The organism is Cytobacillus oceanisediminis 2691, assembly GCF_007678455.1.
In the GTDB taxonomy this organism is placed as follows: Bacteria; Bacillota; Bacilli; order Bacillales; family Cytobacillaceae; genus Mesobacillus; species Mesobacillus oceanisediminis_A.
Window position 1 is genome coordinate 470,885 of sequence record NZ_VEEP01000003.1, and the last position, 25,284, is coordinate 496,168.

The window sequence follows — 25,284 nt, forward strand, 5'->3', positions numbered from 1 at the left end:
TAACTAGAACTTTGTTAAAGCTATAACTCTCTAAGAAGTCATATCATAAGGATTTCGCGGATATCATCCTCTGTCAGCGTCACTGAGGATTTTTCTTCAATGATTTCTTCGATCATATTTCGCTTTTTCTCCTGCAGCTCATTCATTTTCTCTTCAATCGTTCCTTTTGAGATTAATTTAATGACCTGAACTTTATTTTTCTGGCCCATACGGTGTGCCCGGTCAGCAGCCTGCTCTTCAACCGCTGGATTCCACCATAAATCATAAAGGATGACTGTATCGGCTCCAGTCAGATTCAAGCCCGTCCCTCCTGCTTTCAATGAAATCAGGAAAAAATCCCGCTCTCCGGCATTGAACTTTTCGCAAGTTTGTACCCGGTCTTCGGATGGCGTCTGTCCATCCAGGTAAAAGTAGGGAATGCCCTGATATGCTAACTCCCTCGCAATCATGCCAAGCATTTTAGTGAACTGTGAGAAGATCAATACCCTCCTGCCAGCATATCTGGATTCCTCGATTATTTTCTTCAATTGTTCAAACTTTGCAGAACTTCCCTTGTATCCATCGACAAACAGGCCCGGGTGGCAGCAAATTTGCCTGAGTCTGGTAAGTCCGGCGAGGATTTTAATCCGATTTTTTCTGATTGTGTTCTTATCAAGCTGCTTTAAGGTTTGATGACGAAGCTTGGCCAAATATGCTGCATAAAGCTTCTTTTGTTCAGGAAGCAATTCCACTCTATCAATGGATTCTATTTTTTCAGGCAGCTCTCCAAGTACCTCCTCTTTTACTCTCCGCAGCAAGAATGGCCGGATTCTTCGTGCGATTGTTTTGCTTGTCAGATGGCTGTATTCCTTTAATCCCTGGAACAGCTCCGGGAATACTACCCTGAAAATGGACCACAGTTCTTCTGTTGAGTTTTCAATCGGCGTTCCAGTCAAGGCAAATCGGTGCTCTGCCTGGATATTCATAACCGCCTTTGCCGTTTGCGTCAACGGATTCTTGAAGGCTTGTGCTTCATCGAAAAAGACAGTATGGAATTTTATTTTTTCATATAAGTGGATGTCTTGCCTTAACAGCATGTAAGAAGTGATGACGACATCCATTTCCGAAACAGCTGTTAATAGTCTGGCCCGTTCGTTTTTATTTCCGTCAATGATTACAGCATCTATTTCTGGTGTGAATTTCAAAAATTCACTCAGCCAGTTATAGACCAGTGATGAAGGACAAACAATCAGAATTGGCTGGTTCCTATCCCTTGCATCTGGGAGTTCTGAAGCTATATAAGTGATGCTTTGAAGCGTTTTCCCCAGCCCCATGTCATCAGCTAGGATGCCTCCAAAGCCATAACTTGCGATTGTCTTAAGCCACTGGTAGCCCTGCTTTTGGTATTCGCGCAAAACTGGCTCTAGTTTTTCAGGAATCACGTATTTAGCTTCTGACGGAAGGGTGATTTCCTCCAAAAATTTCCTGAAGGATTCTTCTGCAAGAATGACAGATTGATCATCGAATGAATCCAGCATCTGCATTCCCCGTATGATCGGCATGTTCAACCCTTTTTCCAGGTCCTCTGCCTGGATCGGCCCTGCTTTTAAGAAACGCTGGATTTCTTCCCATTCTCGTGTTTCAAGCGACATTAGCATCCCATTGCGCAAACGGAAGTATTTCTGCTTCTCTTCCAGTGCTTCAAGGATTTCCCGAATTTGCTTTTCGGCTATTCCATCCATTTCAAACTTGAACTCAAGCCAGTTTGTCCGTTCTTTTTTTACCTTCACACGGATTTGCGGTCTGGCCGGCTCCCTGAATATCCTGTTCCTGACCGCAGTCGTTGCATAGACCTGAACAAATTTCTGGAGTTTCGGCAGCACATGATACAGGAATTCATATTCGAGTTCTTCATTATGCAAAAAATAACCGCCATCCGTTTTGGCGAAAGAACTTTCGTCCAGTATATCAATGATCACATCTTCTTTTTCAACATCACGGATCAACAGCGAATTCACCCGGGGTTCCCTGTCCTCGAGCGGGTTGAATACAATATTGCCATATTGGAACTCCAGTCCTGCCAGCAATCGGTTATTGACCCTGTCAAGGTAAAGCTTCGCCGCCAAGGGGTCTGTCAGGAATTGCTTCGCCATATCGCCATCGATTTGCACCTCGCCAATACGGCGCAGGCCGGGAACGACTTTTTCCACGAAGAATCCCATTTGATCCTGTAAAATTGGAATGCTGTCTGTCTTTGATTTCGCCAGCATATTTTTCAGTTCAAACAATCGGCTGAAATCCTCCGGGCTTAGTTCCACTAATTGGCTGTTGGACAAAACCACGTTATATTTATCGAAAACAGTCAAAGCATGGATGCCGACAATTTTCAAGGAATAGTCATTCGCTGTATTTTTTTCAAAATTGAATTCCAGCGGAAGCTTTTCGTTGCTAACAGTGAATTCTGTAATCTCGCCGCCACTTTCCAGTTTTGCATCTGGCACCTTCCTAAGCAGCTGCAGTATTTGCTGCCAAAATGATGGCGGTATGATCACTATCGAAGCATCGTCTCCTTTATTAATAGCCAAATCCGCATCCTGGACAATTTGAGTCAGCAGCATAATGACAGAATCCGTTTCATTTTGAAAGCAATGGAGCTGTGGATCGTATTGGAACAGAGGAGAAATCGCTGCTGGCTCGCGTTTCGCTATACTCAATAAAAAGCTTGCCAGATCATCGACTTTGACTGGCCCCAGGCTGATGGAGACACCTAACAAATTCTCCTGGTTGCTGCCTGCCAGTGGCTTGATTACAAACTGAGTATTCAAGATTTTCCTCGTTTCAAAATGCAGCTGATGGCCGCTTTTCCTCCTGGGCTCTTCAGTGAAAATGGCCAGCATTCCATCAGCAAGTTCGTTTTTCGTTGGAATTATCCTGGTAGTACTTCCCCGCTTCTGTTGATCGAGAATCGCAATCAGGACAGATGCCACATGCTGGCACTCTTGTGTGACAGATGCAAGCTTCGGGCATGTGCACTCAGTCTGGAAACGTCCATCCCCGGTATTCATGACAGTGACCTGGAAGTCATCTGCACCTGATACAATTGCTTCTGCACGATTGGCACTATAATCAGTAAACTTCACTTTATCCGCACGGTAAAACGCATCCCCGCGTTTAAAGGAAACAGTTCCACATAAATCTTTGATGAGTTTTTGATTCAGTTTGATTTCCATGCCTGCTTCCCTCCTGGCAGATGCGTTTATCAATAATTATTAGTGTAGACTTTATCACAGCATTTGTTAAGCAGGAATGTAAAAAGCATGGAGGATTCTCCATGCTCACAAGGATTAATTAGGCAGATTCAATTGCCAGGAGACGCCAAACCTGTCAACTGTCCAGGCGAATTTTTTACTGAAGGAATAATCCCCTAAGGGCATTAATACTGAACCTGCTTTAGACAGTTTTTCATACAAATGGTCAATTTCATCTTCAGAACTGCAGGTAAGGTAGATTGAAAAAGATGGAGTAAACGTGAATTCATGATGTATATTGCTGTCGATGCACATGAATTCCTGCCCTTTTAAGGTAAAGGTCGCCAGAATGACGCTCCCTTCCTGTCCTGGCCCATCTGATCCATACCTTGATATGGAGGTGATTTTGGAATCTTCGATAAGCGAAGTATAATACTTCATTGCTTCCTCTGCATTACCTTCGAACATCAAAAACGGGGTTGCTTTTTCCATGTGATTGCCTCCTATTATTCATCAGATTCCACAAAGTTTTTCAGTGCCGATAATTTGTTATCCCAATAGATTTCGAAAAAGGATAGCCATTCCTGTAATTCACGGAGCGGTTCCGGCTGCAATAGGTAACGTGTTTCCCGTCCAATTTTCCTGCTGGTGACGAGCCCCGCTTCTGATAACACAAATAAATGCTTATTGACGGCAGTCCTGGTTATCGGGAATCTTTCAGTTATGGAGGCGATCGGCATCTCCTTATCGGCAAGAAGCTTTAAAATTTTTCGGCGAGTCGGATCCGCGACAGCCTGGAACACATCATGTCTCGCTTGAGAAGCTGGCATGTTAACCCTCGATATAGGAAGGAAGTGCTTCTTTGACGATCTTATCCCAGCCATTATCCATGATACCCTGGACAATTGTGTGTGGCTGGCCGAATTCAGTAACCTTTTCAGGATCCCAGCCGGAGTGTATTAATGTAAATTCAGTCTTGCCATCAAGATCGCTTAACTCAAATACAAGATGCCAATCCTTTCCCCAGTCAAAACCAAGTCGATTTGGCGGATCCAATTCTGTCACCTTGCATGGCGAATCACCAAAAGGCCCAGCGTGCAGAATGAACTCCCTGCCAAGTTCTGCTTCGAACGTATTCGGCATCCACCATGCGGCTATTCCTTCCGAAGTGGCAACTGCTTTCCACACTTTTTCAATTGGTGCATTCAATAAGATTGTTTTGCGTATTTCAGGTTGTATAGTCATGGTTTGACCTCCAATGTTTTTATAACACCTTTTTGTGTCACTTTCTAATTTATAACACCATATAGTGTTATGTCAACCAAAAAACCAGATACTTGATCAGTACCTGGTTAGATTTCAATGATAATCGGCAGGATCATCGGCTTCCTTCTTGTCTGCTGGAAAATATGCTGGCCAACCGCCTTTTTGATTCCCTGCTTGATGACATTCCAGCGGTGAACATTATCCTCCTGCAGTTCAGTTACAGTCTTCGTAACGAGATTATTCACATCACGCATCAGGTCCTCCGAGTTTTTCACAAACACAAAGCCTCGCGAAATGGTATCAGGCCCCGAGATTATTTTCCGTTCGGCCTTGCTCAAAGTCAGGACAATCACCAGCATGCCATCCTCGGAAAGCTGCTTGCGGTCCCTGAGCACGATTTCGCCAACATCCCCGACACTGACACCATCCACATAGGTATCACCAGCCGGAATATTCCGCGTCTGGCGTGCTTCACCATTTTCAATGTCAACGATATCCCCATTTTTGATAATGAACGTATGCCCTTGTTCCACTCCCACCGATTCTGCCAATAAACGGTGATGGTGAAGCATCCGGTATTCTCCATGAATCGGGATAAAATATTTCGGTTTCATCAATGTAAGCATCAGCTTGAGGTCTTCCTGATAGCCATGCCCTGAAACATGCATGCCCGTTGTACTGCCTGAGCCGTAAATGACTTTCGCACCGAGCCTGAATAAATTGTCGATGATCTTCGATACATCTTTTTCATTCCCTGGAATCGGGGATGCCGCCATGATGACCGTATCTCCTGGGTATATGTTGACATCACGGTAATTTCCTGTGGAGAGCCGGGATAGTGCCGCCATCGGTTCCCCCTGGCTGCCTGTACAAAGAATGGCCACCTTGCCCGGGTCCAACTGGTCGACAGCTTGCGGCTGTATCAGCATTCCTTCCGGGACATTCAAGTATCCTCGTTCTATCGCAACATCCACAACATTCACCATGCTCCTGCCAAGCAAGACAAGCTTCCTGTCTGTTTTGATTGCTGCTTCGACAACCTGCTGTACCCTGTTCACATTCGAGGCGAAAGTAGAAACAAAAATTTTGCCTTCCGCCTTCATGAACGCCTCTTCCAAATGGCCGGCAACCATCCGTTCAGATGGTGTCAATCCTGTCCGTTCTGCATTTGTGCTCTCAGAAAGCAAGGCCAAAACACCATCTGTCCCGATCCTCGCCATTTTATGGATTTCCGATTGTTCATCATTCGCAGGGGTAAGGTCGAATTTGAAGTCTCCTGTATGGACGACATTCCCTTCAGGAGTTTGGAAAACAATCCCGAGGCAATCCGGTATGCTGTGGCTCACTTTGAAAAAGGAAACCTTGACCTTGCCGAAATCCAGTTCTGAATCTGAATTGATTTTCTTCAGTTCCGTACCTCTTAATAGCTTGTGCTCACTCAGTTTCAACTCGATTAATCCAAGCGTGAAATCTGTCGCATATACAGGCGTCTTAAGCTTTTTGAAAAAATAAGGAACACCGCCAATATGATCCTCATGTCCATGAGTCACAATCAACCCGCGGATTTTTTCCCGATTTTCCTCCAGAAAGGTCATTTCAGGGATGATCAAATCTATTCCGAGCAAACTCTCATCAGGAAACTTGCCTCCGCAATCAATCACAAAAATATCGTCCTCATACTGGACAACATACATATTTTTGCCGATTTCATTGATGCCGCCCAGGGCAAAGATAGATAAAGTCACATTATATCCTCCTAAACGTAATCGATTTTGATAGTATTGCCCATTGTTTTTCCGATTATTTCGTCTTGAAGAGGAAAAGCCTATCTTTTCTATACCCTTTTCCATGGGGTGAATATGCTTATAAGCGAAAAACTCATTTTATTGGCGGAGTTCACAATTTTTTTTGGCGATAAATTAAATTTATTGGCGACTTGGAAAAAAGCGCGCATTTTTTCCAAATTTATAATCATATAAAAAGGCCAATCCACCTGCCAGCGAATTAGCCTTTTTTCCTATTTCTCAATCCATGTATACATATACTGATCATCTTCAATATCTTTAGCTTTTTTAACGGTCTTCAGCGGGCGGAAGGTATCAATCATGACGGCAAGCTCAAGTGTCTCTTTCTTGCCGATGCTTGCTTCAGTCTTACCCGGATGCGGACCATGCGGGATTCCGCTTGGGTGCAAAGTGATCGAACCTTCCTTGATGCCTTTCCGGCTCATGAAATTTCCTTCTACATAGTACAACAGTTCATCACTGTTGACGTTGCTATGGTAGTAAGGCGCCGGAATCGCTTCAGGATGGTAATCGTAAAGCCTCGGCACAAACGAACAAACTACATAGTTATGTCCTTCGAATGTCTGATGGACCGGAGGCGGCTGGTGGATACGGCCAGTGATCGGCTCGAAGTCCTCGATATTGAAGGCCCACGGATACAGATATCCATCCCAGCCGACGACATCAAGCGGATGATGGTTCAGCACATGGCGGTGAAGATGCCCGCGCGTCTTTGTAATAACCTCGTGTTCCCCTTTTTCAGAGACCGTTTCCAATGTCTCTGGTCCGCGGATATCACGCTCGCAGAATGGGCTGTGTTCAAGCAGCTGGCCATATTCGTTGCGATATCGGCGCGGTGTCGTAATCTGGCTGAACGATTCCACAATAAGCGCTTTCGTCATTTCTAAACCGTCAGGCACCACCCTGTAAATCGTGCCAATCGGAATCACTACATAATCTCCCGGCTGATAATTCAAAGTCCCAAACATCGTTTCAATCTTACCTGATCCATGGTGGAAAAAGAACATTTCATCTCCATCGCCATTTCGGTAAAATTGTTTCATTGGTTCATCAATACTGGCAAAACCAATGAGCAGATCGTCATTGCCAAGTATATATTCTCTTCCGCTGAGGGCGTCACCTTTTGCCGTAATCTGATCAGTCAGAAAATGCCTGTGATTCAGCGATCCCTGCTCCTCATATTCAGGCAAATAACTGCCGATCAATTCGCTTTTTACTACTTCAGTCGGCATATGGTGGTGATAAAGGATCGACTGAGTACCGGAAAAGCCCTTTGTTCCCATTACCTGCTCACGGAATAGCGAACCATCCTCTTTTTTAAAAATGGTATGGCGTTTCTTCGGGATTTCTCCCATCTGACGGTAGTACATGAATCCACCTTCTTTCTAGTCTTCAATAATTTTATTTTTAAGGGCACCCAGTCCCTCAATCTCAAGTTCGACTTCATCGCCAGGCTCCAGCCAGCGGTGCACGTCACTGCCAAGCTCGAGTATGCAGCCTGTTCCGACAGTGCCTGAGCCAATCACTTCACCCGGGTACAGCGTCGTCCCCGCCGAAGCACGTTCAATCATCTCTCCAAAGGAATAATAAAGATCCTTCATATTGCCAGAAGAGAGCTCTCTGCCATTCACTCTTGCTTTCATTTGCAGGTCATATCCTTTGCCGGCTTTACGTGATTCCAGCTCATCCTTTGTAACTAGATATGGACCGAAGGATGTGGCAAAATCCTTTCCTTTTGCCGGACCAAGTCCGACCTTCATTTCCTTCCTCTGAAGGTCTCGCGCACTCCAGTCATTCATGACCATAAAACCAAAAATATGCTGTTCGGCATCTTCGGCTTTTATGTTGCGGCCTTCTTTTCCGATGACACAGGCGATTTCAAGCTCGTAATCCAGCCACTCGCATGTGCGCGGCCGCCTGATTTCTTCTTCAGGATCCTTGATTGCGAGATGGTTGGTAAAATAAAAAACGGGGATCTCATACCATTCCGGAATCATCTCAAGTCCTCGGTTCTCCCGGGCAGTTTTTACATGCTGTTCAAAGGCGTAGAAATCACGGACGCTCTTCGGGTTATGCAGCGGCGCTTTCAACCTGACTTCTTTCAGCAGATATGTTCCCGTTTCGCTGTCCAATAGTGCTTGATCCTGTTTGATATATTCCAAATGTTCTTCATGATTATCAAGGAATGACAGCATATTTTCCGGCAAATGCCCATTGGTTGCTTCATGCATATCCACGGCTTCATTGCGTGAATTAATCCAGCCGGCACGGATGGAACCATCTTTTTTCAAAAACGTTATGAATTTCATGTCATCACCTATTTCCTTTGCAGCTCAAAGGTCCTGGCAAGCGGCAGCGTGTACGTTGCGCCAGCCAGCCTGCCGACCGGGTTCAGCTTTTCTGAATTGATCCTGCCATTTTCATATAAATCATCGTCGACATGTACATGAACGACTTTTCCAATTACAAGGCTGCCGGCACCAGCTTCGTCCTGCCCGAAATGGAGGACCTGATCAAGTTCACACTCAAGGTGTACCCTGGACTCCCGGACCCTCGGGGGTTTAACAACGGCACTTTCTGTCTTTGTCAGACCAGAGGCCTCAAACTCATCAACATCAGATGGGAATTCAGTTGCGCAATCATTCATTTGTTGGATGAAATCCTTACTGACAATATTGATGACAAACTGTTTCGTTGCTTCAATATTGTTCAATGTATCCTTCTTCGCTCCATCCGTCCCTCGCCTCATCGGAGAAAAGCAGACCATCATCGGATTGGCGCTGATGACGGTGAAAAAACTGAAAGGCGCCAGATTGGTAGTTCCGTTTTCATCCTGGCTTGAGACGAATGCGATTGGGCGAGGCAGCACCGAACCCTGCAAAAGTTTATATGCGTCTTTCCATTCGAGACTGTCTGTTTTGATTTCCAACTCCTACACCGCCCTTTCGTGAAAATGCTGGCTGACGACGTGCAGGATGAATTCATGATCCTCACGGGTGCCAAGTGTGATCCTGAACGCTTCCTTATAGCCAGGAAGCTTCATCTGGCGGACAAGGACACCGTTCTCTGTCAGTGTCTGGATGACGGGAGTGTTCGTGTAAGCAAAAAGGAAATTGGATTGTGAAGGGAAACTCTGAATCTCCAACTCCCTGAACTTTTTACGGAGGAATTCCCGTTCTGCACTATTTTTTGCTGCGCAATCCTTTACGAAGTCCTGATCCCCAATTGCTGCCATGGCCGCAGCCTGCGCCAGCTGGTTCACATTGAATACATCCCTGACTTTATGAAGCTCTTTTGCGATTTCCGGATGCATGATTCCATAGCCTATCCTCAGGCTAGCAAGACCATAGATTTTCGAAAAGGTCCTTAAGATGGCGAGATTTTCATATTGATCAAGCAGAGGCATCGAATCCAGAAAGTCCTCGGAATCGGTGTATTCAAAGTATGCTTCATCCATTACGACCAGTACTTTTGATGGCACATTGCCGATAAAAGAAAGCAGCTCCTGTTTCGCAACAATCGTACCTGTCGGATTGTTTGGATTGCAGACAAATACCAGCTTCGTTTTTTCAGTGATGGCTTCAAGCATTGCATTCAGGTCATGCCGTCCTTCAATCATCGGAACAGTGACCGCTTTTCCGCCTTCTATAAGGACATTCGTTTTATAGCGTGGAAACGTTACTTCTGCCATAACCGCTTCATCATTTTTATCGATATAGGCTCGTGTCAGCAGCCGGATGATTTCCTCTGATCCATTAGAAACCAGAAAGTGCTCCGGTTCCAATCCATAATGTGCTGACAGCTTTTCGGTGATGCCTGAAGTCATTCCGTCTGGATAAAATGCCAGATTCCCAGATGCCTGCAGGATCGCTTCTCGCACCTTTGGTGAAGTCCCATAAACATTTTCGTTATCAGATAGTTTCCTTACTGTTGTAAGCTTGTATTGTTCTTTGATTTCCTCAATTGTCTGGCCGAGGGCATATGGTGTGATCCCTTCAAGTTCTGCTCTAGCATTTACCTTCATGTTCATCCCCCATTTTTCAATTCGCCGTTTATGACAAAAGGGAGCAATCCGCCCCCTTTTATCCCGGTCTTTATAGGTTGCCGCGTCGTTCCTGTTCACGTTCAATCGATTCGAATAGTGCCTTGAAGTTGCCTTCTCCAAACCCTCTCGCGCCTTTACGCTGGATGATTTCGATGAAAAGAGTTGGGCGGTCGACGATTGGCTTTGTGAAGATTTGCAGCAGATAGCCCTCATCATCACGGTCTACTAAAATACTAAGCTCTTTCAGCTTCTCGATTTCTTCGTCAATTTCACCAACACGCTCTGACAGCATTTCATAGTAAGAATCAGGAGTGTTTAGGAACTCAACGCCGTTTTCACGCAATTGTGATACCGTGCTGACAATGTCTTCTGTTAAAATCGCAAGGTGCTGGACGCCAGGACCATTGTAAAATTCAAGGTATTCCTGGATCTGTGATTTGCGCTTTCCTTCAGCCGGCTCATTAATCGGGAATTTAATCCGGCCTCCATTATGCATAACCTTGGACATTAGCGCTGAATACTCAGTCACAATGTCCTTATCTGTGAAGTGCTTCATTTCCTTGAAGCCCATGACGTTCGCGTAATAATTCACCCATTCTTCCATTCTCTCAACATTGCCGACAACATGGTCGATGCCGATGAAACCTGCTTCATTGACCGGAACTGTTGTTGTATGTTCAACAAATCCTGGCATGAAAAGACCTTTATAATTCTTCCGCTCAACCAGTGTATGGATGGTATCACCGTATGTACCGATGACCGCCTTTTTCAAGACACCATTTTCATCCGAGACCTCATGCGGCGGCTGGATTTCGATTGCTCCGCGGCTGACCGCTCCCTCGTAGGCCTTCTCGACATCATCCACTGCCAGTGCGATATCCTTCACGCCATCTCCGTGCGTTTTCACAAACTGTGCTACACGGGATGAGTCATTATAAGTTCCAGTTACCACAAGACGGATTTTGCGCTGTTGCAGCACATAGGACGTCGTTTCCCGGTTACCTGTTTCAAGTCCTGAATAAGCGACTACTTTAAAGCCAAAAGCTGTCTGGAAAAAATGTGAGGCCTGCTTGGCATTGCCTACATAGAGTTCCAAATAATCTACATCCTGTACCGGAAAAAAATCTTCTGTTGTCTGGCCAGATACCATTACCTTCTCTTGCATCATAAAACCTCCTGTTAAAAATATTTAAAATATTTAAAATAATTTTATAGTAATTCTATCTGCTCTCTCAAGAGCACGATGTAAAGCTATAATGCTTTTATGTGGTGAAGAATTCTGATTGGATTACTTCAATTCAAGAAGCATCATCTTCGGATTCTCGATTAACTGGGCGAAGCGGTTTGTAAATGCTACTGCTGTTGCACCATCGGCTACCCGGTGGTCAAAAGCCATCGACAGATTCATGATCGATCGGATCGCAATTTCATCTTGTTCCGTCACGACGGGACGTTTCTTTGTTTTATGGAAAGAAACAAGCGCTGTCTGCGGGTGCTGGATGATTGGGGTTGCGCCGATGCTGCCGCCGAGAGGTCCAACATTGCTCACCGTGAATGTACCGTCTGAGATATCTTTGACCTTGAGCTTGTCATTCAGGGCAAGCTTTGTCAGCTGCTTCATCTCTTCATGAATTTGTTTCAGGTTCTTCTTCTCGACATTCCTGATGACCGGGACAATCAGTCCTTCTGGAGTGTCCACGGCAATCCCGATATGATGTTCACGAAGCAGCTGGATGCTTTCATTTTCTTCATCCAGCTTTGCATTGAACACCGGAAATTCTTTCAGCCCGATCGAAAGGGCTTTTATAAAGAAGGCAGTCGCTGAGATGGAATTTCCTGATGCCTTGATCTCTTCCCTTAATGCAATCAGTTCACTGACATCCACTTCCTCGAAATGGGTGCAATGCGGAATGGTATACAGAGACTGAACCATCTTTTTGGCAATCTGCTTTCTGCGTCCCCGGAAGGGCAGGATATCTCCGGAAGTTTCCGCAGTATCATTCTGTACATCTTCGGTATATGCTCTTTCAGTCACAGCCAGGTGTTCAGAATGGCCTCTGCCGGTTTCTTCAGAACTACCTTCCGAAAACTTCACAGCCCGTCTTTCGGAACCTGCTTCTGAAACACTCGGAGCCACCTGTTCGGAACCAGATTGTGAAACCTTCGCAACCTGCAGTTCGGAACCAGCTTCCGAACCATTCACAGGCTTGCTGTCTCGTAAACTGGCAAAAGCTAATACATCCTGGTCTGTGATCCGCCCAGCCGGTCCAGTACCTATGACCTCCATAATATTCACACCATTTTCCCGGGCGATTTTCCTTGTATATGGAGAAGCAAGAATCCTTCCAAGACGAACACTGACACCAACGGGTACAGCAGGCTCTGCAGGTCTGCCAAGAACTTCTACTGCTTCTGCAGGCTTTGTTTCCTCATCCCCAGCTTCCCTGACTTTTTGCAGCCCAACATTTGCTCCCAATCCGGATTGGTCTTCAATAATCAACAGTGACGTCCCTACTTTTACCGTTTGTCCTTGTTTCAATAATAATTCTTTTACAACACCGGAACAGGGTGCCGGAATCTCAGCGGTCATCTTGTCGGTCTGGACTTCCACCAACGGATCATCGGCCTTGACTAAGTCGCCAGGCTTCACCAGGTAACAATTAATGTCCGCTTCGGTCATCCCTTCTCCAATGTCGTGGAGTTTCACTTCAACCATCGGCAAGCCTCCTAAAACTTCATCACTTTCTCGATTGCTGCTGCGACTCTTTTCGGGGTCGGCAGATAGTGGTTTTCGAATCCAAAGTATGGAACTGGCGTATCAAAGCCTGTTACTCTTTCAGCCGGCGCTTTTTGATAAAGAAATGCTTCATCATTGATCAATGAGATCAAATCACTTCCCGTGCCGCCTGTTTCATGTGCTTCATGGACAATGACGGTGCGTCCCGTTTTCTGGACCGATTCGATGACAAGGTCTTTATCAATTGGATATAGTGTCCTGAGGTCGAGGAGCTCGCATTGCACTCCCTTATCCTTCATCTCTTCTACAGCCTTCATGGCTACAGGAACCATCGCGCCCCAGGAAATAACCGTCACGTCCTCGCCTTCAGTCAGCTTCTTGCCTTTGCCAATTTCGACAGTATATTTCCCGTCAGGTACTTCATCGCGGGATGATCGATAGCTGCGCATCGGCTCCAAAAAAAGAACAGGATCCGGATCTTCAATCGCGGCAATCATCAACCCTTTTGCGTCATATGGATTGGATGGGCAAACTACCTTGATACCTGGCATGTGGGTGAAAATTGATTCCGTGCTGTCACAATGAATCTCAGGAGCACGGACACCTGCGCCATAAGGAGCGCGAATGACCATCGGCACTGTATAATGGCCCATAGTGCGCATTCTCAGTCTAGATGCATGTGTCATGATTTGTTCGTATGCTGGATAAATGAATCCCAGGAACTGGATTTCCACCACAGGCCTGAAACCATTCGCCGCCATTCCAATGGCAGCACCGACAAAACCTGCTTCACTTAGTGGTGTATCAATCACACGTTCCTCGCCATATTTCTCCTGAAGGCCATCAGTCGCACGGAATACTCCTCCGTTTTTACCAATGTCTTCACCAAGGAGTATGACCTCATTCTTTTCTGCCAGCATCGTATCCAGCCCATCGGTAATCGCCTGGACCAGCGTCAAGGTCTTGGTCTGAACTGCAGTTTCCATCAAGCCTCACCCCCGATCAATTCAAGGTACTTCCGCTTTTGTTTCTCGATTGTCCATGTTGGCTTTTCAAAAACATAATCAAAGATCACTGACGGATCTGCAGCTGGGAAACTCTCCATTTCCTTCACTGCTGCATCAATTTCTGCAGCAGCCTGCTCTTCGATTTCTTTTGCCCATGCTTCATCATAAAGTTCTTCATTCTTCAGCCAGCGTTCCAGCCTGAGCAGCGGGTCTGTTTCCATCCGCTTCATTACACTTTCATTCTGGTCACGGTATTTGGAAGCGTCATCTGCTGTTGTATGGGAACCATAGCGCCATGTCATCGCCTCAATCAATGTTGGCCCTTCGCCATTGCGTGCTCGTTCAAGTGCCTTTTCAGTTTCGAGAAATACGGCAAAAACATCATTGCCATCCACCCTCACTCCAGGCATATCATAGGCCAGCGCTTTTTGCGCAATCGTGGCCGAATTCATCTGCTTGCTGATTGGCACTGAAATCGCATACTGGTTGTTCTGGCAGAAATAAACGACCGGAGATTTAAAAACGCTGGCAAAATTCAGCCCTTCATGAAAATCTCCTTCAGACGTGGCTCCATCACCGAAATAACAAATTGCTGCATTCTTTGTGCCTTTTTGTTTTTCAGCGAACGCTGCTCCAGCAGCATGAGGGATTTGGGTCGCAATCGGTATAGCCGGCGGGAATATCTTTTTCCCATCCGGCGGGACACAGCCTTCGTTTCGCCCATTCCAAAACAGCAGGATATTCCGCAGTGAATGGCCGAACACCATTGCCGCACCATGGTCGCGGTAAGTCGGGAACATCCAATCATCACTTCCAAGCGCAAGAGCGGTTCCAACCTGGGAAGCCTCCTGGCCTTCGAATGGAGCATATGTCCCGATCCTTCCCTGGCGCTGCAGGCTTACTGATTTTCTGTCCAGCGTCCGGATTCTTACCATTTCCGCATAGAACTGCTTCGCTCGATCTTCAGTCACCAAATTTTTATATTCCTCGGACACAATGTTTCCGTTTTGGTCCATCACTTGTAAAGTTGGAAAATCCTTATCCATGTGCTCACCCTTTTTTTTAAAATCGCACTGAATTTTTTATAGCAAACAAACTTAATTTCTAAGATTCTATTACATTCTCACAGCCCATTTAGGACGTTTCATATGAGAGAAGAAGCTGTTCCTTCTGGTCCTAGCTTCTATCCGGTTTTCACAGAATTTATTTGCTGCTTCCATTGTGGTGATTCCTTCTCGTTCTGCATGGCTATATACATTCAAAAGAGAATTATAGATTGCTTTTGTCTTTTTAAGGACGCGCTCTTTGTTCGGTGAATAAAGCTCATCCGCCACCTGGATCAAACCGCCGGCATTGACAATATAATCAGGTGCATACAGAATTCCTTTTTCCTGGAGGGCATGGCCATGGCGTTCTTCCTTGAGCTGATTATTGGCAGAGCCGACCACCGCTTTTACCTGCAGCTGAGGTATAGTGTCATCATTGATGATTCCCCCCATAGCACATGGAATGAAGATATCGGCAGGCTGTGAATAAATTTCATCACTGCCCACAACCTTGATCCCTGCTCCCATTTCCTTCGCTTTCTGGACTATCTGGTCGATCGCTTTTTGATTAATATCTGTTACATACAGGCCTGCACCATTTTCCAGCAGATATTCTGCTACCTTGTAGCCAACCTTGCCCAGACCCTGGATGGCATAGGATTTGCCAGAGAGATCATCCGTGTCCCACAGAGCTTTGCTAGTTGCCTGCAATCCAAAGATGACCCCCTGCGCAGTCGGCACAGAAGAATCACCGCTGCCGCCATATACTTCATCAACGCCAACGATACAATTCGTTTCCTTCAATGCGTGGACAAAATCCTCCGGGTCGGTCCCCATGTCTGTTCCTGTATAAAAACGTCCTTGGATCGACTCAACGAACTGGCCAAATGCCCTGAACAATTCTGGGCTCTTATCCTTCGTCGGATCACCGATAATGACTGCTTTTCCCCCTCCGAAATCTACATCGGCAGCTGCGCATTTATAAGTCATCCCTTTTGAAAGCCGGAGTACATCTTCAAGTGCATCATCGACTGACTTATAAGGGTACATGCGGCAGCCTCCCAATGCTGGTCCCAACCGTGTACTATGAATCGCGATAATCGCCTTTAACCCCGTTGCTTCATCATTACAAAACACGACCTGCTCGTGTTCACGAATTTGTTCAAACATATCCATTTTTTCTTTCCCCCTTTATTCCGTTAAACCATGTTAGCGCTTACATTTTTGCGCGAAAATTTTTAGCTGCCTGTCAATAATTCAGTTATCCTTGCCTTGGGAAGGACTACTTGTTTAACTTCCCCAACACCAACCAAACGCCCATTGGTTTCTGCCCGGACATTGGTAAGGATGGAATTATCCTGCAGATCTGTGACGGTCGCTGTAATGACCACTTTAGCTCCTTCAATACAAGGAGCAATATGCTTGACGGTCACTGCACCACCCATTCCCTCTTCATCATCTTCTAAAAAGGGAAGTATAATTTGTCTCGAAGCCCACTCCATGTGATACACCATCGATACCGTGGAGTATACTGGATGGACGAGCTTTCCTTCAAAGCGGGCAAACATATCTGGTGTAACAATGACTTCGATGGAGGCCGTGTGCCCTGCTTTTAAGCCATCTCGCATCATATCCCACCTTTCCAAGTTGCAAATATGTATAACGTTTATTTAACGTTATCATAACATTCCGTTAAATAAATGGTCAATAAATTGTAAGAAATTTTGGTATTTTCTTAAAAATATTCTGATATAATTTTTCATTCTTCTTTTTAACCATAAAAAAAATCAACCAGCTATTTCCGTAGCTGGTTGATTTTTTAGCTGAGCAGCGCCCTGTCACTTGCCATCTTCGTTCCGCGGATTCGCTGGAATTCATTCAGCAGGTCTTCAATTGTCAGCTTGGCTTTTTGTTCTTCATTGACTTCGAGGATGATTTGTCCTTTATCCATCATGATCAGCCTGTTGCCGAGGTCGAGTGCCTGCTGCATATTATGGGTTACCATCAGCGTTGTCAGGTGGTACTTATCAACGATTTCTTTTGTCAGATTTGTGATAAGCTCAGCACGTGAAGGATCAAGTGCTGCAGTGTGTTCATCCAATAAGAGGATGGATGGCTCGGTGAATGTAGCCATCAGCAGGGATAACGCCTGGCGCTCCCCGCCTGACAGTAATCCGACTTTGGCATTCAACCGGTTTTCAAGCCCTAAGTGCAAGGACTCCAATACTTCCTTGAAAAGCTCCCGGCGTTTTTTTGTCACCCCAGGGCCAAGAGTACGTCGCTTGTTCCTTGAGTAAGCAATCGCCAGGTTTTCCTCGATTGTCATGCTAGGAGCCGTACCGGCCATTGGATCCTGGAAGACACGCCCGATCATTTTGGACCGGTTGTACTCAGACATATAGGTAACATCCTTCCCATCCAATTCCACTTTTCCATGGTCAGGAATCATCACCCCCGAAATGATGTTCATCAAGGTAGACTTCCCGGCACCGTTACTGCCGATAACTGTAACGAAATCACCTTTTTTCAATGTGAGATTGATATTATCCAGGGCTATCTTCTCATCTGGAGTGCCTTCGTTGAATACTCTATGAATCTGATTTAAGTGCAGCACCAGCCTCACCCTTTCCTTCAGAAGGAACAGCTACCATCTTCATGTTCTCAAGCTGTCTTTTGACCTTCCTATTTTTCTCTTTGTAGCTTTCAATCATCTTCGGAGCAGTCAGAGCAAGGATGACAATCACTGCTGTAATCAGTTTCATGTCACCTGGTTCAAGGAACTCTACCCTTAGGGCCAGTGTAACCACGATACGGTATATAATCGAACCGCCAATAACAGCGAATGTTGTCCTGGCAATTGATTTTGTTCCGAACAGCGCTTCACCAATAATGACGGAAGCAAGCCCGATGATGATCATCCCGATTCCCATGCCTACGTCCGCGAATCCACCCTGCTGGGCAATGAGTGCACCAGAAAATGCTACCATCGCATTCGAAAGTCCCAGGCCGAGGATGATCATCAGATTGGTATTGGAAGAAAAACTGCGGATCATTCTTTTATTGTCACCTGTTGCCCTGATTGCAAGTCCGATTTCGGTTTTAAGGAATGCGTCTGTCAGGAACTTGATCGCAAAGGTCACAAAAATCATGAACATCAGAATTCCCCATGTACGCGGGAGGCTATCTCCCAGTCCTACAGCTGTCAGCATGCTATTAAAGAAGCCATCGATTCCTGTTTTCTCAAAAAAGTCCCTCACAGAGGTCATTGCAGTATCGGTGTTCAATAGCGGCACATTCGACTTGCCCATAATCCTCAGATTGATAGAATATAAGGCAATCATCATCAGGATCCCTGATAATAAAGCATTCACTTTACCGACAGTATGAATCACACCGGTCAGGCACCCTGCAATGAATCCCGCAACAAGTGCCACCATTGTCGCGGCAAATGGATTTGCGCCATTCACGATCATAATCGCGGCAACCGCAGCTCCAGTTACGAAGCTGCCGTCGACCGTCAAATCCGGAAAATCCAAAACCCGAAAGGATAAGTATACGCCCAGAGCCATGATTGCATAAATAATGCCTGACTCAAATGCTCCAAATATTGAAGTAAACAAGTTGAATCATCCTTCCTCTTATTCTTCGTAAAACTCAGCGTTGTCTCCCCATTCTTCCTTGACCTCAACACCTTGTGCTTCTGCAGCTTTTTTATTGATTGTCAGTGTCAGAGATTCTGGAAGTTCTACAGGGATTTCAGATGCTTTCTTGTCGCCTGATAAAATTTTTGCTGCCATTAGACCTGATTGGTAGCCGATGTCATAGTAGTTGAAACCGCTGGCTGCTACTGCACCGCGTTTCATTGAATCAAGTTCCCCAACAAACAATGGGATCTTCTTTCCGTTTGCTACAGAGATTACTGATTCAAGTGCAGATACGACAGTGTTGTCCGTTGGCACGTAGATCGCATCAACACGGCCTACGAGAGACTCAGCTGCCTGCTTGACTTCGGCAGATGTTGAAATGGAAGCTTCCACTACTTTCGCTCCATTTGCTTCTGCAAGCTTCTTCACTTCCTTCAGCTGAACTTCGGAGTTCTGTTCACCAGCATTGTAGATCACACCGATTTTCTTGGCTCCGATTTCATTTGTCATGAAGTCGATGGTTTTTTTCGTCGCATCTGGATGGTTATCAGTCGTACCAGTGATATTGTCGCCAGGCTTGTCGAATGCTTCTACAAGTCCCGCTCCCACAGGATCTGTCACAGATGTAAAAATGATTGGTATATCCTTTGTTGCATTAAGTGCTGCTACAGCGCTCGGAGTTGCGTTAGCAAAGATCAGATCAACCTTGTCGCCGACAAAGTTGTTGGCAATCGTTGCTGTATTGTTCATGTCAGCTTGTGCGTTCTGGAAGTCATATGTTACATTTTCACCTTCCTTAAAGCCTTTTTCCTCGAGGGCCTTTTTAAAGCCTTCTGTCGCCGCATCTAGTGATGGATGCTCCGCGAATTGGGTCAAACCGATTTTGTATTGATCTTTTTCTGCTGAACCATTTGATGATTCTTTTCCTCCACAGCCAGCCAATAGCAAAGCACTGGCTAGTACAAGAGAAATAGCTTTTACTGATTTTTTCATGTTAATCCCCCTTGATTTTTTTATAAACCGGCTTTGATTTATGTATGTTTAATACTTTTAGACAGCCGGAACGCACCATTTTTAATTTGACTTGGAACTTTTTGAAAGCGATTCCAAAAAGTATGATATTTACTATAGACACCGTAAATATAACGTTATATTAACACCAGCCCATTATAGTGTCAATAATATTCCGAAAATTTAGTATGTTGAGATTTCGCTTTACTTTTTTTCCACCCTCTTGATTAGGAGCTAAATATTCTCCAAGTATAATAAAGTTCTTTCGGTTACTTTACCGCTTTTATGCATAAAAGTAAAGACGTATTTATTATTTTTTCTGATTAATTTAAATTTTTCTTTAGGCTCCTTAAATTAAACTGTTGATTTTCGTTCCAGGCGCTTCGCTTTCCGCTGGAAGAATATGAAAAAGACCAACTGCCGTCTTTTTCATAAGCAATTCTTCCTTGGGGCTGGCGCTGAGCCTCCTCGTCGCTTCACTCCTGGGGGGTGCAAATGATTCCTCACGTGAATCATTTCACCTAGGTCTCACCTGACTAGCTGGGCCCGCAGGAGTCTGCGCGCCTTCCACTACAATCAACAGGTGTAAAAATTACATTGGATTTTACGGAGCCTTTATTATAAGAAAAAGCATGCCTCCTTTTAGAAGCATGCCTCTTAGAATTATAATAAAGCCTCTGCGATCTTCAATCGTTCTTTTGCTTCCATTACCATCCGCTCAAGCAATTCCTGTACGGTTGGAATGTCAGTAATCAACCCTGAAACCTGGCCGCCATTCATGAACCCGGTTTCTTCGTTTCCTTCCAGTGCGCCTTTTTTATGTATGTCCTCTGTCGTCAGTTCTGCAAACTCATCGGGTGTGATTCCCTGTTTTTCCGCTTCCAGCAATTTTCCTGCATAAGAGGTATTCAGCAGTCTTCTTATTTTTCCAACAGACCTGCCAACGATAACTGTTTCATGATCGTTTGCCTGCAATAGCTTTTGTTTATAAACTTCATGAAATGGAGCTTCCTCAGTAGCGATAAAACGGGTCCCCATTTGGACACCGCTTGCTCCCAGTGCAAGCATGGCCGCCAGCCCTTTTCCGTCCCCAATACCGCCAGCTGCTACAACAGGAATGTTTACCTGGGCGACAATCTGCGGAATGAGCGCCAAAGTTGTAGTTTCGAGATTCGAGTTGATCCCAGCTGCCTCAAATCCTTCTGCCACTAAAACATCTGCTCCTGCAGCTTCTGCTTTTTTCGCCTGTTTAACGGATGCAACAACGGTTATGACTTTGATCCCAGCTTCTTTCAGCTTGGGAATGAAAGGCGCAGGATTGCCTGCTGATAAAGTGACGACCTTCACCCCTTGTTTGACTGCCAGCTTGAGGATATCCACCACATTGGGTGAAACACTTAAAGCAATATTCACCGCAAAAGGCTTTTTGGTCCTTTTATTGGTTTCCATAATAATATGTTCCACTTCTTCAGCAGTCATTGTACCGGCTCCAATGGTTCCTAATCCTCCAGCCTCTGAAACGGCCGCTGTCAAAATTGCATTGCTGATGTTCCCCATTCCACCCTGGATGATTGGATATTTTATGCCCAGAACAGAAGTGATTCCATTCACAAAAATTCCCCCTTCGTATTATTAATGTTATACTAATTTTAAAATTAAGACAATTAAGAAAAGGAGTGGCTATCGTGATTTTATCTTATTTAGAGAAAAAGCCGGCAGTTCATCAAACGGTATTCCAGGCACCGGGAAGCTATATTATCGGAGACGTCAAGATTGGAAAAAATTCGAGCGTCTGGTTCAATGCAGTTTTGCGGGGAGATGAAGATACGATTACAATAGGCGAAAGCTGCAGTATCCAGGACAATGTAACCTGCCATCTGTATGAAGGCTCGCCACTTGTCATAGAAGACGAGGTGACTGTTGGCCATAATGCAATCCTTCATGGCTGTACCATCAGGAAAAGATGTATTATCGGAATGGGATCCACGATCCTTGATGGAGCGGAAATCGGAGAGGAATGCATCATCGGGGCCAACACCTTGATCCCTGCCGGGAAGAAGATTCCGCCACGCTCTCTGGTAGTGGGTGCACCTGGTAAAGTAGTTCGGGAAATCGGCGAAAAAGATTTGGAACTGATTCAGCTTTCCATCGATACATATGTCCAAAAGGGCAAGGAGTACCGTGAAACACTTAAAGAATCAAAGTAATTGGAAAAAGCCTGGCATTGGCCAGGCTTTCGTTTTCATATTAAACCCACTTAACGATATCATCCAGTGGTCTTCTCGTTTTCGGCTTTGGCTCATTCACACGATAACCAAACGCACACATAACGGAAATGCCAAAGTGACCATCTTCAAGCAACCCTTCTTGTTCCAGCAGCTTGTTCATTTTTTCAAAATTAAAACCTTCAATTGGACAGGAATCAATGCCAATTTGCGCCGAAGCTGTCATCATATTGGCCAGGGCAATATAAGTTTGCCTGCATGCCCAATCAAAAAGCGGACGATCACCATCAAGCAATTTAAAATCAGACTTTTGGAATTCCTCGATTCGCTTCAGGTAATTGGCCATGAATTCATCAGGCATCTTTTTCTTATTTCTGAAATGATCCTGCAGGTATTCTGAGTCATATTTTGTATCAACTTTCGTCCTCGCAAGGATAATCACAAAATGGCTTGCCTCCGGAAGCTTGCCAAACGCTCCCCAAGCGGTATTTTTAACTTTCTCGCGCAACTCCTCACTCTGGACAACAAGAAATCGCCATGGCTCAAATCCAAAAGAACTTGGGGATAATTGTCCAGTCTCGAGGATAAACCGGAAGTCTTCCTCTGGAATCTTTTTGGCTGGATCAAATTGCTTTGTGGCATGCCTGAAATTGAAAGCGTCGAGAATCTCCTGCTTCAAAGCCTCTTTGTCTTGCATATGTATCTCTCCTTCCAAGTTTTGTTTTTTTAAACTTATCATATTTCTTTATAAATTTCCTACAAAAAAGGATACGCCTCAATTACTCTCCCTTTTCTCCCTTTGGTGGATTCAGCCTGCGAGAGTGAGTTCAGAATGGCTTCCTCGGTTGCTTCAGCTGCAGCCGTGAAAAGCTCGTTCATCAACGGATGGTCATCCCTTATCTGGCTGCTTGTGCAAAGAAATTCTTCTGAATGATGCGTTGTGTTATTGGCAGTTGAAAAAGCAATCACAATATCCCCGCTTCCATGGCTAAAATGACTCCCGGTCCGGCCAAGACCAATTCCGCATCTTTTTGCCAGCCGCAGCAGCTGGCGGTCACTTAACGGGGCATTGGTTGCCAGGATGATGATGATGGAGCCATCTGCCGTTTCGGATAATCCTGTTTTTATTTCCTCAATACCATACTTTACTGCCATGAACTCTTCTTTTTTACCAAAATTACTGAGCACCAGGCAGCCAACCGTATAAGCACCGGTATGATCAGTCACCCTTGAAGCCGTTCCTATTCCGCCTTTATGACCGAAGCAAACCATCCCTTTCCCTGCTCCAACGGCACCCTCTGCGGCAGGAGTCGTTGAAGCCTTCTTTATTGCTTGTATTGCATGGTGAGATTGTACCGGGAAAAGGCGGATCGAGTTTAAATAGCTGTCATTACATTCACCCACCACAATATTAATCGTACCGGTCGTCTCGCCAATCTCTTCATTTTCAGCAAGCATGTATTCCAGAGTACCCTGAGTGACTGCCGGTACCGCAAACGTATTCGTCAGCATTATGGGCGACTCGATTGTTCCAAGTTCATTTAGCTGGACAAGCCCCGTCGTTTTGCCAAAACCGTTAAGGACATAGCTGGCAGCCGTAACTTTCTCTCTGAACAAATTTCCGCCGTGCGGCAGAATCGCCGTCACACCGGTACAGGCATACTCCTCACCTTTATCATCCAGTGGTTCATCCAGTGTCACATGGCCCACCATTACTCCAGGAACATCGGTTATACAATTGTTGGCTGCAGGGGACATCCTGCCAATAACAATGCCTCTGTCTCTTATTTTCATGTTCATTCTCCTAGATTCTATTTGTTGAAAACCAGTTGCGTCTTCTTCTGGTGGAAAGCGAGAATTGCTTCGGACATTCTCCTGCTGGGTTTCTTGAAACCTGTCCGAACCCGGGGCTACTTCGGACTGCTTTTCGCTTTTCCTCCTGAAACCTGTCCGAACCCGAGGCTATTTCGGACAGCTTTTCTCCTTCTTCCCCTAAACCTGTCCGAACCCGGGGCTGCTTCGGACAGCTTTTCTCCTTCTTCCTCTAAACCTGTCCGAACCCGGGGCTGCTTCGGACTGCTTTTCGCTTTTTCTCCTGAAACCTGTCCGAACCTGTAGCTACTTCGGACTGCTTTTCTTCTTCATCCACTAAACCTGTCCGAATCTGAAACTACTTCGGACAGCTTTTCTCCTTCTTCCATTAAACCTGTCCGAACTCGCGGCCACTTCGGACAACTTTTCGCTTTTCCTCCCGAAACCTGTCCGAACTTAGCGACTTAAAGAAAGCCATCCAGGAATGGTCAAGGATGGCTTGAAAAACTACTCTAAGATATACGGGTGGTCCATGACATTGTAGTCAACGTCTTTATGCTTGATTTCATTGCCATCTTTAAAAACAGATTCAAAGAAGCGGGATGCTGGTTCTGCGAGTTCTTTATAGTATTCACTGAACAAAGCTGCTGCATGGCTGCCGAGCCATTTTTCCGGCAGAAGTTCTTCAGGTAGTCCTGGATCAAAGAAGAGGAATTTCCGGTATTCATGGACCAGCTTGGTCCGTTCAACGAAGCATTCAGCGTCGGTCATGCTGCCTTTTTGAATCTTGTTTTTATCGATGATGTATTTTTGGCTGTATTCACTGATGAATTCCTGGTACTTTGCGTTTATTTCAACAAGGTCCCAGCTCTTTTCCACCAGTCGCTGGTTTTCATGGGGTCCTTTATACTCGGCAACGAAGAAATCAACATATTGTTCTATTTCGTATTTCTCAATTAAGTCCTTGACCTGTCTTTCAAGATTGTTTGCCGAGATCCAGAAGCTGTTCGACATCGAACCAAAGCCGCTCCAGATCAGTTCCTTGCGCAGCTCGTCCCGGACGTTGCGGATTTCCTCGGGAATCGTATACATAAGGATTCTCCATTTGCCGTCCCATTCTTCTGGCTTCAATTTGAAAATACGCTTACCTGCTTCATCGATTCTTTTCTGGCCGCGCGGTGTCAGCGAGTAATAACTTTTGTTCCCGATTTTCTCAGCCTGCACCCACCCCTGCTTATTCATGCGGGAAATTGCAGCCCTCACCGACTGGTCATTGTGTCCAAATTCATTTAGCAACCTTATCAAACTGCCGATCCAAATCTTGCTGCCATAGTGGGAAATATAGTCTCCATACAGGGTGAAAATCATTGATCGTGTATTCAAATTTTCTGTCATCCTCATTCATTTTTAATAGTCGTTATAAAACCGTTATAAAACATTTTACAGTATAATCACTATT

General features: G+C 45.3%; 23 protein-coding genes. 1 reads left to right on the forward strand and 22 read right to left on the reverse strand.

What is annotated here, in order from left to right:
* Window positions 1–38: 38 nt before the first annotated feature.
* The 19 genes from FS736_RS08875 to FS736_RS08965 all read right to left on the reverse strand — a co-directional run bounded on the left by FS736_RS08875 (window position 39) and on the right by FS736_RS08965 (window position 21,399).
* Window positions 39–3,209, reverse strand: a complete 3,171-nt coding sequence (locus FS736_RS08875; protein WP_144476009.1) for a DEAD/DEAH box helicase — start codon at window positions 3,207–3,209, stop codon at window positions 39–41.
* 114 nt (window positions 3,210–3,323) lie between these two features.
* Window positions 3,324–3,719: a VOC family protein gene (locus FS736_RS08880; protein ID WP_144476010.1), complete on the reverse strand. Its 396-nt coding sequence runs from the start codon at window positions 3,717–3,719 to the stop codon at window positions 3,324–3,326.
* A 14-nt stretch (window positions 3,720–3,733) separates the two neighbouring features.
* A complete protein-coding gene (locus FS736_RS08885) occupies window positions 3,734–4,057 on the reverse strand; it encodes an ArsR/SmtB family transcription factor (RefSeq protein ID WP_144476011.1) in 324 nt (107 codons plus the stop codon).
* Between the two features lies 1 nt (window position 4,058).
* A complete protein-coding gene (locus FS736_RS08890; protein ID WP_144476012.1) occupies window positions 4,059–4,472 on the reverse strand; it encodes an SRPBCC family protein in 414 nt (137 codons plus the stop codon).
* 107 nt (window positions 4,473–4,579) lie between these two features.
* Window positions 4,580–6,187 carry a ribonuclease J gene (locus tag FS736_RS08895; RefSeq protein WP_395883511.1) on the reverse strand — a complete coding sequence of 536 codons (1,608 nt, stop codon included), beginning with the start codon at window positions 6,185–6,187 and terminating at the stop codon, window positions 4,580–4,582.
* 323 nt (window positions 6,188–6,510) lie between these two features.
* Entirely contained in the window at window positions 6,511–7,668 is a 1,158-nt protein-coding gene (locus FS736_RS08900; RefSeq protein WP_144476014.1) for a homogentisate 1,2-dioxygenase, read from the reverse strand.
* Window positions 7,669–7,683: 15 nt separating this feature from the next.
* Entirely contained in the window at window positions 7,684–8,607 is a 924-nt protein-coding gene (locus tag FS736_RS08905) for a fumarylacetoacetate hydrolase family protein (RefSeq protein WP_144476015.1), read from the reverse strand.
* 8 nt (window positions 8,608–8,615) lie between these two features.
* On the reverse strand, window positions 8,616–9,227 hold the full coding sequence (locus tag FS736_RS08910; protein WP_144476016.1) for a flavin reductase family protein: 612 nt from the start codon (window positions 9,225–9,227) through the stop codon (window positions 8,616–8,618).
* A gap of 3 nt (window positions 9,228–9,230) precedes the next feature.
* The gene (gene hisC / locus FS736_RS08915) at window positions 9,231–10,322 is read right to left on the reverse strand and encodes a histidinol-phosphate transaminase (protein WP_260983565.1); all 1,092 of its coding nucleotides are present in this window, start codon (window positions 10,320–10,322) and stop codon (window positions 9,231–9,233) included.
* Window positions 10,323–10,392: 70 nt separating this feature from the next.
* Entirely contained in the window at window positions 10,393–11,511 is a 1,119-nt protein-coding gene (gene hppD, locus FS736_RS08920) for a 4-hydroxyphenylpyruvate dioxygenase (protein WP_395883507.1), read from the reverse strand.
* 120 nt (window positions 11,512–11,631) lie between these two features.
* A complete protein-coding gene (locus tag FS736_RS08925) occupies window positions 11,632–13,059 on the reverse strand; it encodes a dihydrolipoamide acetyltransferase family protein (RefSeq protein WP_144476018.1) in 1,428 nt (475 codons plus the stop codon).
* 11 nt (window positions 13,060–13,070) lie between these two features.
* Window positions 13,071–14,066, reverse strand: coding sequence for an alpha-ketoacid dehydrogenase subunit beta (locus tag FS736_RS08930; RefSeq protein ID WP_144476019.1), 996 nt, complete (start codon window positions 14,064–14,066; stop codon window positions 13,071–13,073).
* Window positions 14,066–15,133 (reverse strand): pyruvate dehydrogenase (acetyl-transferring) E1 component subunit alpha, encoded by a 1,068-nt coding sequence (pdhA, locus tag FS736_RS08935; protein ID WP_144476020.1) that lies wholly within the window; start codon window positions 15,131–15,133, stop codon window positions 14,066–14,068. Before pdhA ends, FS736_RS08930 begins: the two co-directional genes overlap by 1 nt.
* A 69-nt stretch (window positions 15,134–15,202) precedes the next feature.
* Window positions 15,203–16,309: a Leu/Phe/Val dehydrogenase gene (locus FS736_RS08940; protein WP_144476021.1), complete on the reverse strand. Its 1,107-nt coding sequence runs from the start codon at window positions 16,307–16,309 to the stop codon at window positions 15,203–15,205.
* 62 nt (window positions 16,310–16,371) lie between these two features.
* The gene (locus FS736_RS08945) at window positions 16,372–16,761 is read right to left on the reverse strand and encodes a thioesterase family protein (RefSeq protein WP_144476088.1); all 390 of its coding nucleotides are present in this window, start codon (window positions 16,759–16,761) and stop codon (window positions 16,372–16,374) included.
* Window positions 16,762–16,952: 191 nt separating this feature from the next.
* Window positions 16,953–17,747 carry an ABC transporter ATP-binding protein gene (locus tag FS736_RS08950; RefSeq protein ID WP_144476022.1) on the reverse strand — a complete coding sequence of 265 codons (795 nt, stop codon included), beginning with the start codon at window positions 17,745–17,747 and terminating at the stop codon, window positions 16,953–16,955.
* On the reverse strand, window positions 17,722–18,753 hold the full coding sequence (locus tag FS736_RS08955; RefSeq protein ID WP_144476023.1) for an ABC transporter permease: 1,032 nt from the start codon (window positions 18,751–18,753) through the stop codon (window positions 17,722–17,724). Before FS736_RS08955 ends, FS736_RS08950 begins: the two co-directional genes overlap by 26 nt.
* A gap of 18 nt (window positions 18,754–18,771) precedes the next feature.
* On the reverse strand, window positions 18,772–19,770 hold the full coding sequence (locus FS736_RS08960) for an ABC transporter substrate-binding protein (RefSeq protein ID WP_144476024.1): 999 nt from the start codon (window positions 19,768–19,770) through the stop codon (window positions 18,772–18,774).
* A 681-nt stretch (window positions 19,771–20,451) separates the two neighbouring features.
* Entirely contained in the window at window positions 20,452–21,399 is a 948-nt protein-coding gene (locus FS736_RS08965) for an NAD(P)H-dependent flavin oxidoreductase (protein ID WP_144476025.1), read from the reverse strand.
* 74 nt (window positions 21,400–21,473) lie between these two features.
* On the opposite strand from FS736_RS08965, the gene FS736_RS08970 reads away from it, so the two are divergent.
* Window positions 21,474–21,995 (forward strand): gamma carbonic anhydrase family protein, encoded by a 522-nt coding sequence (locus FS736_RS08970; RefSeq protein ID WP_144476026.1) that lies wholly within the window; start codon window positions 21,474–21,476, stop codon window positions 21,993–21,995.
* Window positions 21,996–22,035: 40 nt separating this feature from the next.
* On the opposite strand, the gene FS736_RS08975 is transcribed toward FS736_RS08970, so the two are convergent.
* From FS736_RS08975 to paaX, 3 genes are all read right to left on the reverse strand, one after another.
* Complete coding sequence (locus FS736_RS08975; protein ID WP_144476027.1) at window positions 22,036–22,710, reverse strand: NAD(P)H-dependent oxidoreductase; 675 nt, start codon at window positions 22,708–22,710, stop codon at window positions 22,036–22,038.
* Window positions 22,711–22,769: 59 nt separating this feature from the next.
* Window positions 22,770–23,813, reverse strand: coding sequence for a DmpA family aminopeptidase (locus tag FS736_RS08980; RefSeq protein ID WP_186326735.1), 1,044 nt, complete (start codon window positions 23,811–23,813; stop codon window positions 22,770–22,772).
* Window positions 23,814–24,332: 519 nt separating this feature from the next.
* Complete coding sequence (gene paaX / locus FS736_RS08985) at window positions 24,333–25,208, reverse strand: phenylacetic acid degradation operon negative regulatory protein PaaX (RefSeq protein WP_144476029.1); 876 nt, start codon at window positions 25,206–25,208, stop codon at window positions 24,333–24,335.
* Between the last annotated feature and the right edge of the window lie 76 nt (window positions 25,209–25,284).

Bases quoted from the DNA above. Each gene is read 5' to 3' on its own strand.
- FS736_RS08875 (WP_144476009.1), bottom strand. From the start codon at position 3,209: ATGGAAATCAAACTGAATCAAAAACTCATCAAAGATTTATGTGGAACT.
- hisC (WP_260983565.1), bottom strand. From the start codon at position 10,322: ATGAAGGTAAATGCTAGAGCAGAACTTGAAGGGATCACACCATATGCC.
- FS736_RS08945 (WP_144476088.1), bottom strand. From the start codon at position 16,761: ATGCGAGATGGCTTAAAAGCAGGGCACACGGCCTCCATCGAAGTCATT.
- FS736_RS08975 (WP_144476027.1), bottom strand. From the start codon at position 22,710: ATGCAAGACAAAGAGGCTTTGAAGCAGGAGATTCTCGACGCTTTCAAT.
- FS736_RS08960 (WP_144476024.1), bottom strand. From the start codon at position 19,770: ATGAAAAAATCAGTAAAAGCTATTTCTCTTGTACTAGCCAGTGCTTTG.
- FS736_RS08930 (WP_144476019.1), bottom strand. From the start codon at position 14,066: ATGGAAACTGCAGTTCAGACCAAGACCTTGACGCTGGTCCAGGCGATT.
- FS736_RS08895 (WP_395883511.1), bottom strand. From the start codon at position 6,187: ATGTATGTTGTCCAGTATGAGGACGATATTTTTGTGATTGATTGCGGA.
- FS736_RS08905 (WP_144476015.1), bottom strand. From the start codon at position 8,607: ATGAAATTCATAACGTTTTTGAAAAAAGATGGTTCCATCCGTGCCGGC.
- FS736_RS08890 (WP_144476012.1), bottom strand. From the start codon at position 4,472: ATGACTATACAACCTGAAATACGCAAAACAATCTTATTGAATGCACCA.
- FS736_RS08885 (WP_144476011.1), bottom strand. From the start codon at position 4,057: ATGCCAGCTTCTCAAGCGAGACATGATGTGTTCCAGGCTGTCGCGGAT.
- hppD (WP_395883507.1), bottom strand. From the start codon at position 11,511: ATGATGCAAGAGAAGGTAATGGTATCTGGCCAGACAACAGAAGATTTT.
- pdhA (WP_144476020.1), bottom strand. From the start codon at position 15,133: ATGGATAAGGATTTTCCAACTTTACAAGTGATGGACCAAAACGGAAAC.
- FS736_RS08940 (WP_144476021.1), bottom strand. From the start codon at position 16,309: ATGGATATGTTTGAACAAATTCGTGAACACGAGCAGGTCGTGTTTTGT.
- FS736_RS08900 (WP_144476014.1), bottom strand. From the start codon at position 7,668: ATGTACTACCGTCAGATGGGAGAAATCCCGAAGAAACGCCATACCATT.
- FS736_RS08980 (WP_186326735.1), bottom strand. From the start codon at position 23,813: ATGAACATGAAAATAAGAGACAGAGGCATTGTTATTGGCAGGATGTCC.
- FS736_RS08925 (WP_144476018.1), bottom strand. From the start codon at position 13,059: ATGGTTGAAGTGAAACTCCACGACATTGGAGAAGGGATGACCGAAGCG.
- FS736_RS08880 (WP_144476010.1), bottom strand. From the start codon at position 3,719: ATGGAAAAAGCAACCCCGTTTTTGATGTTCGAAGGTAATGCAGAGGAA.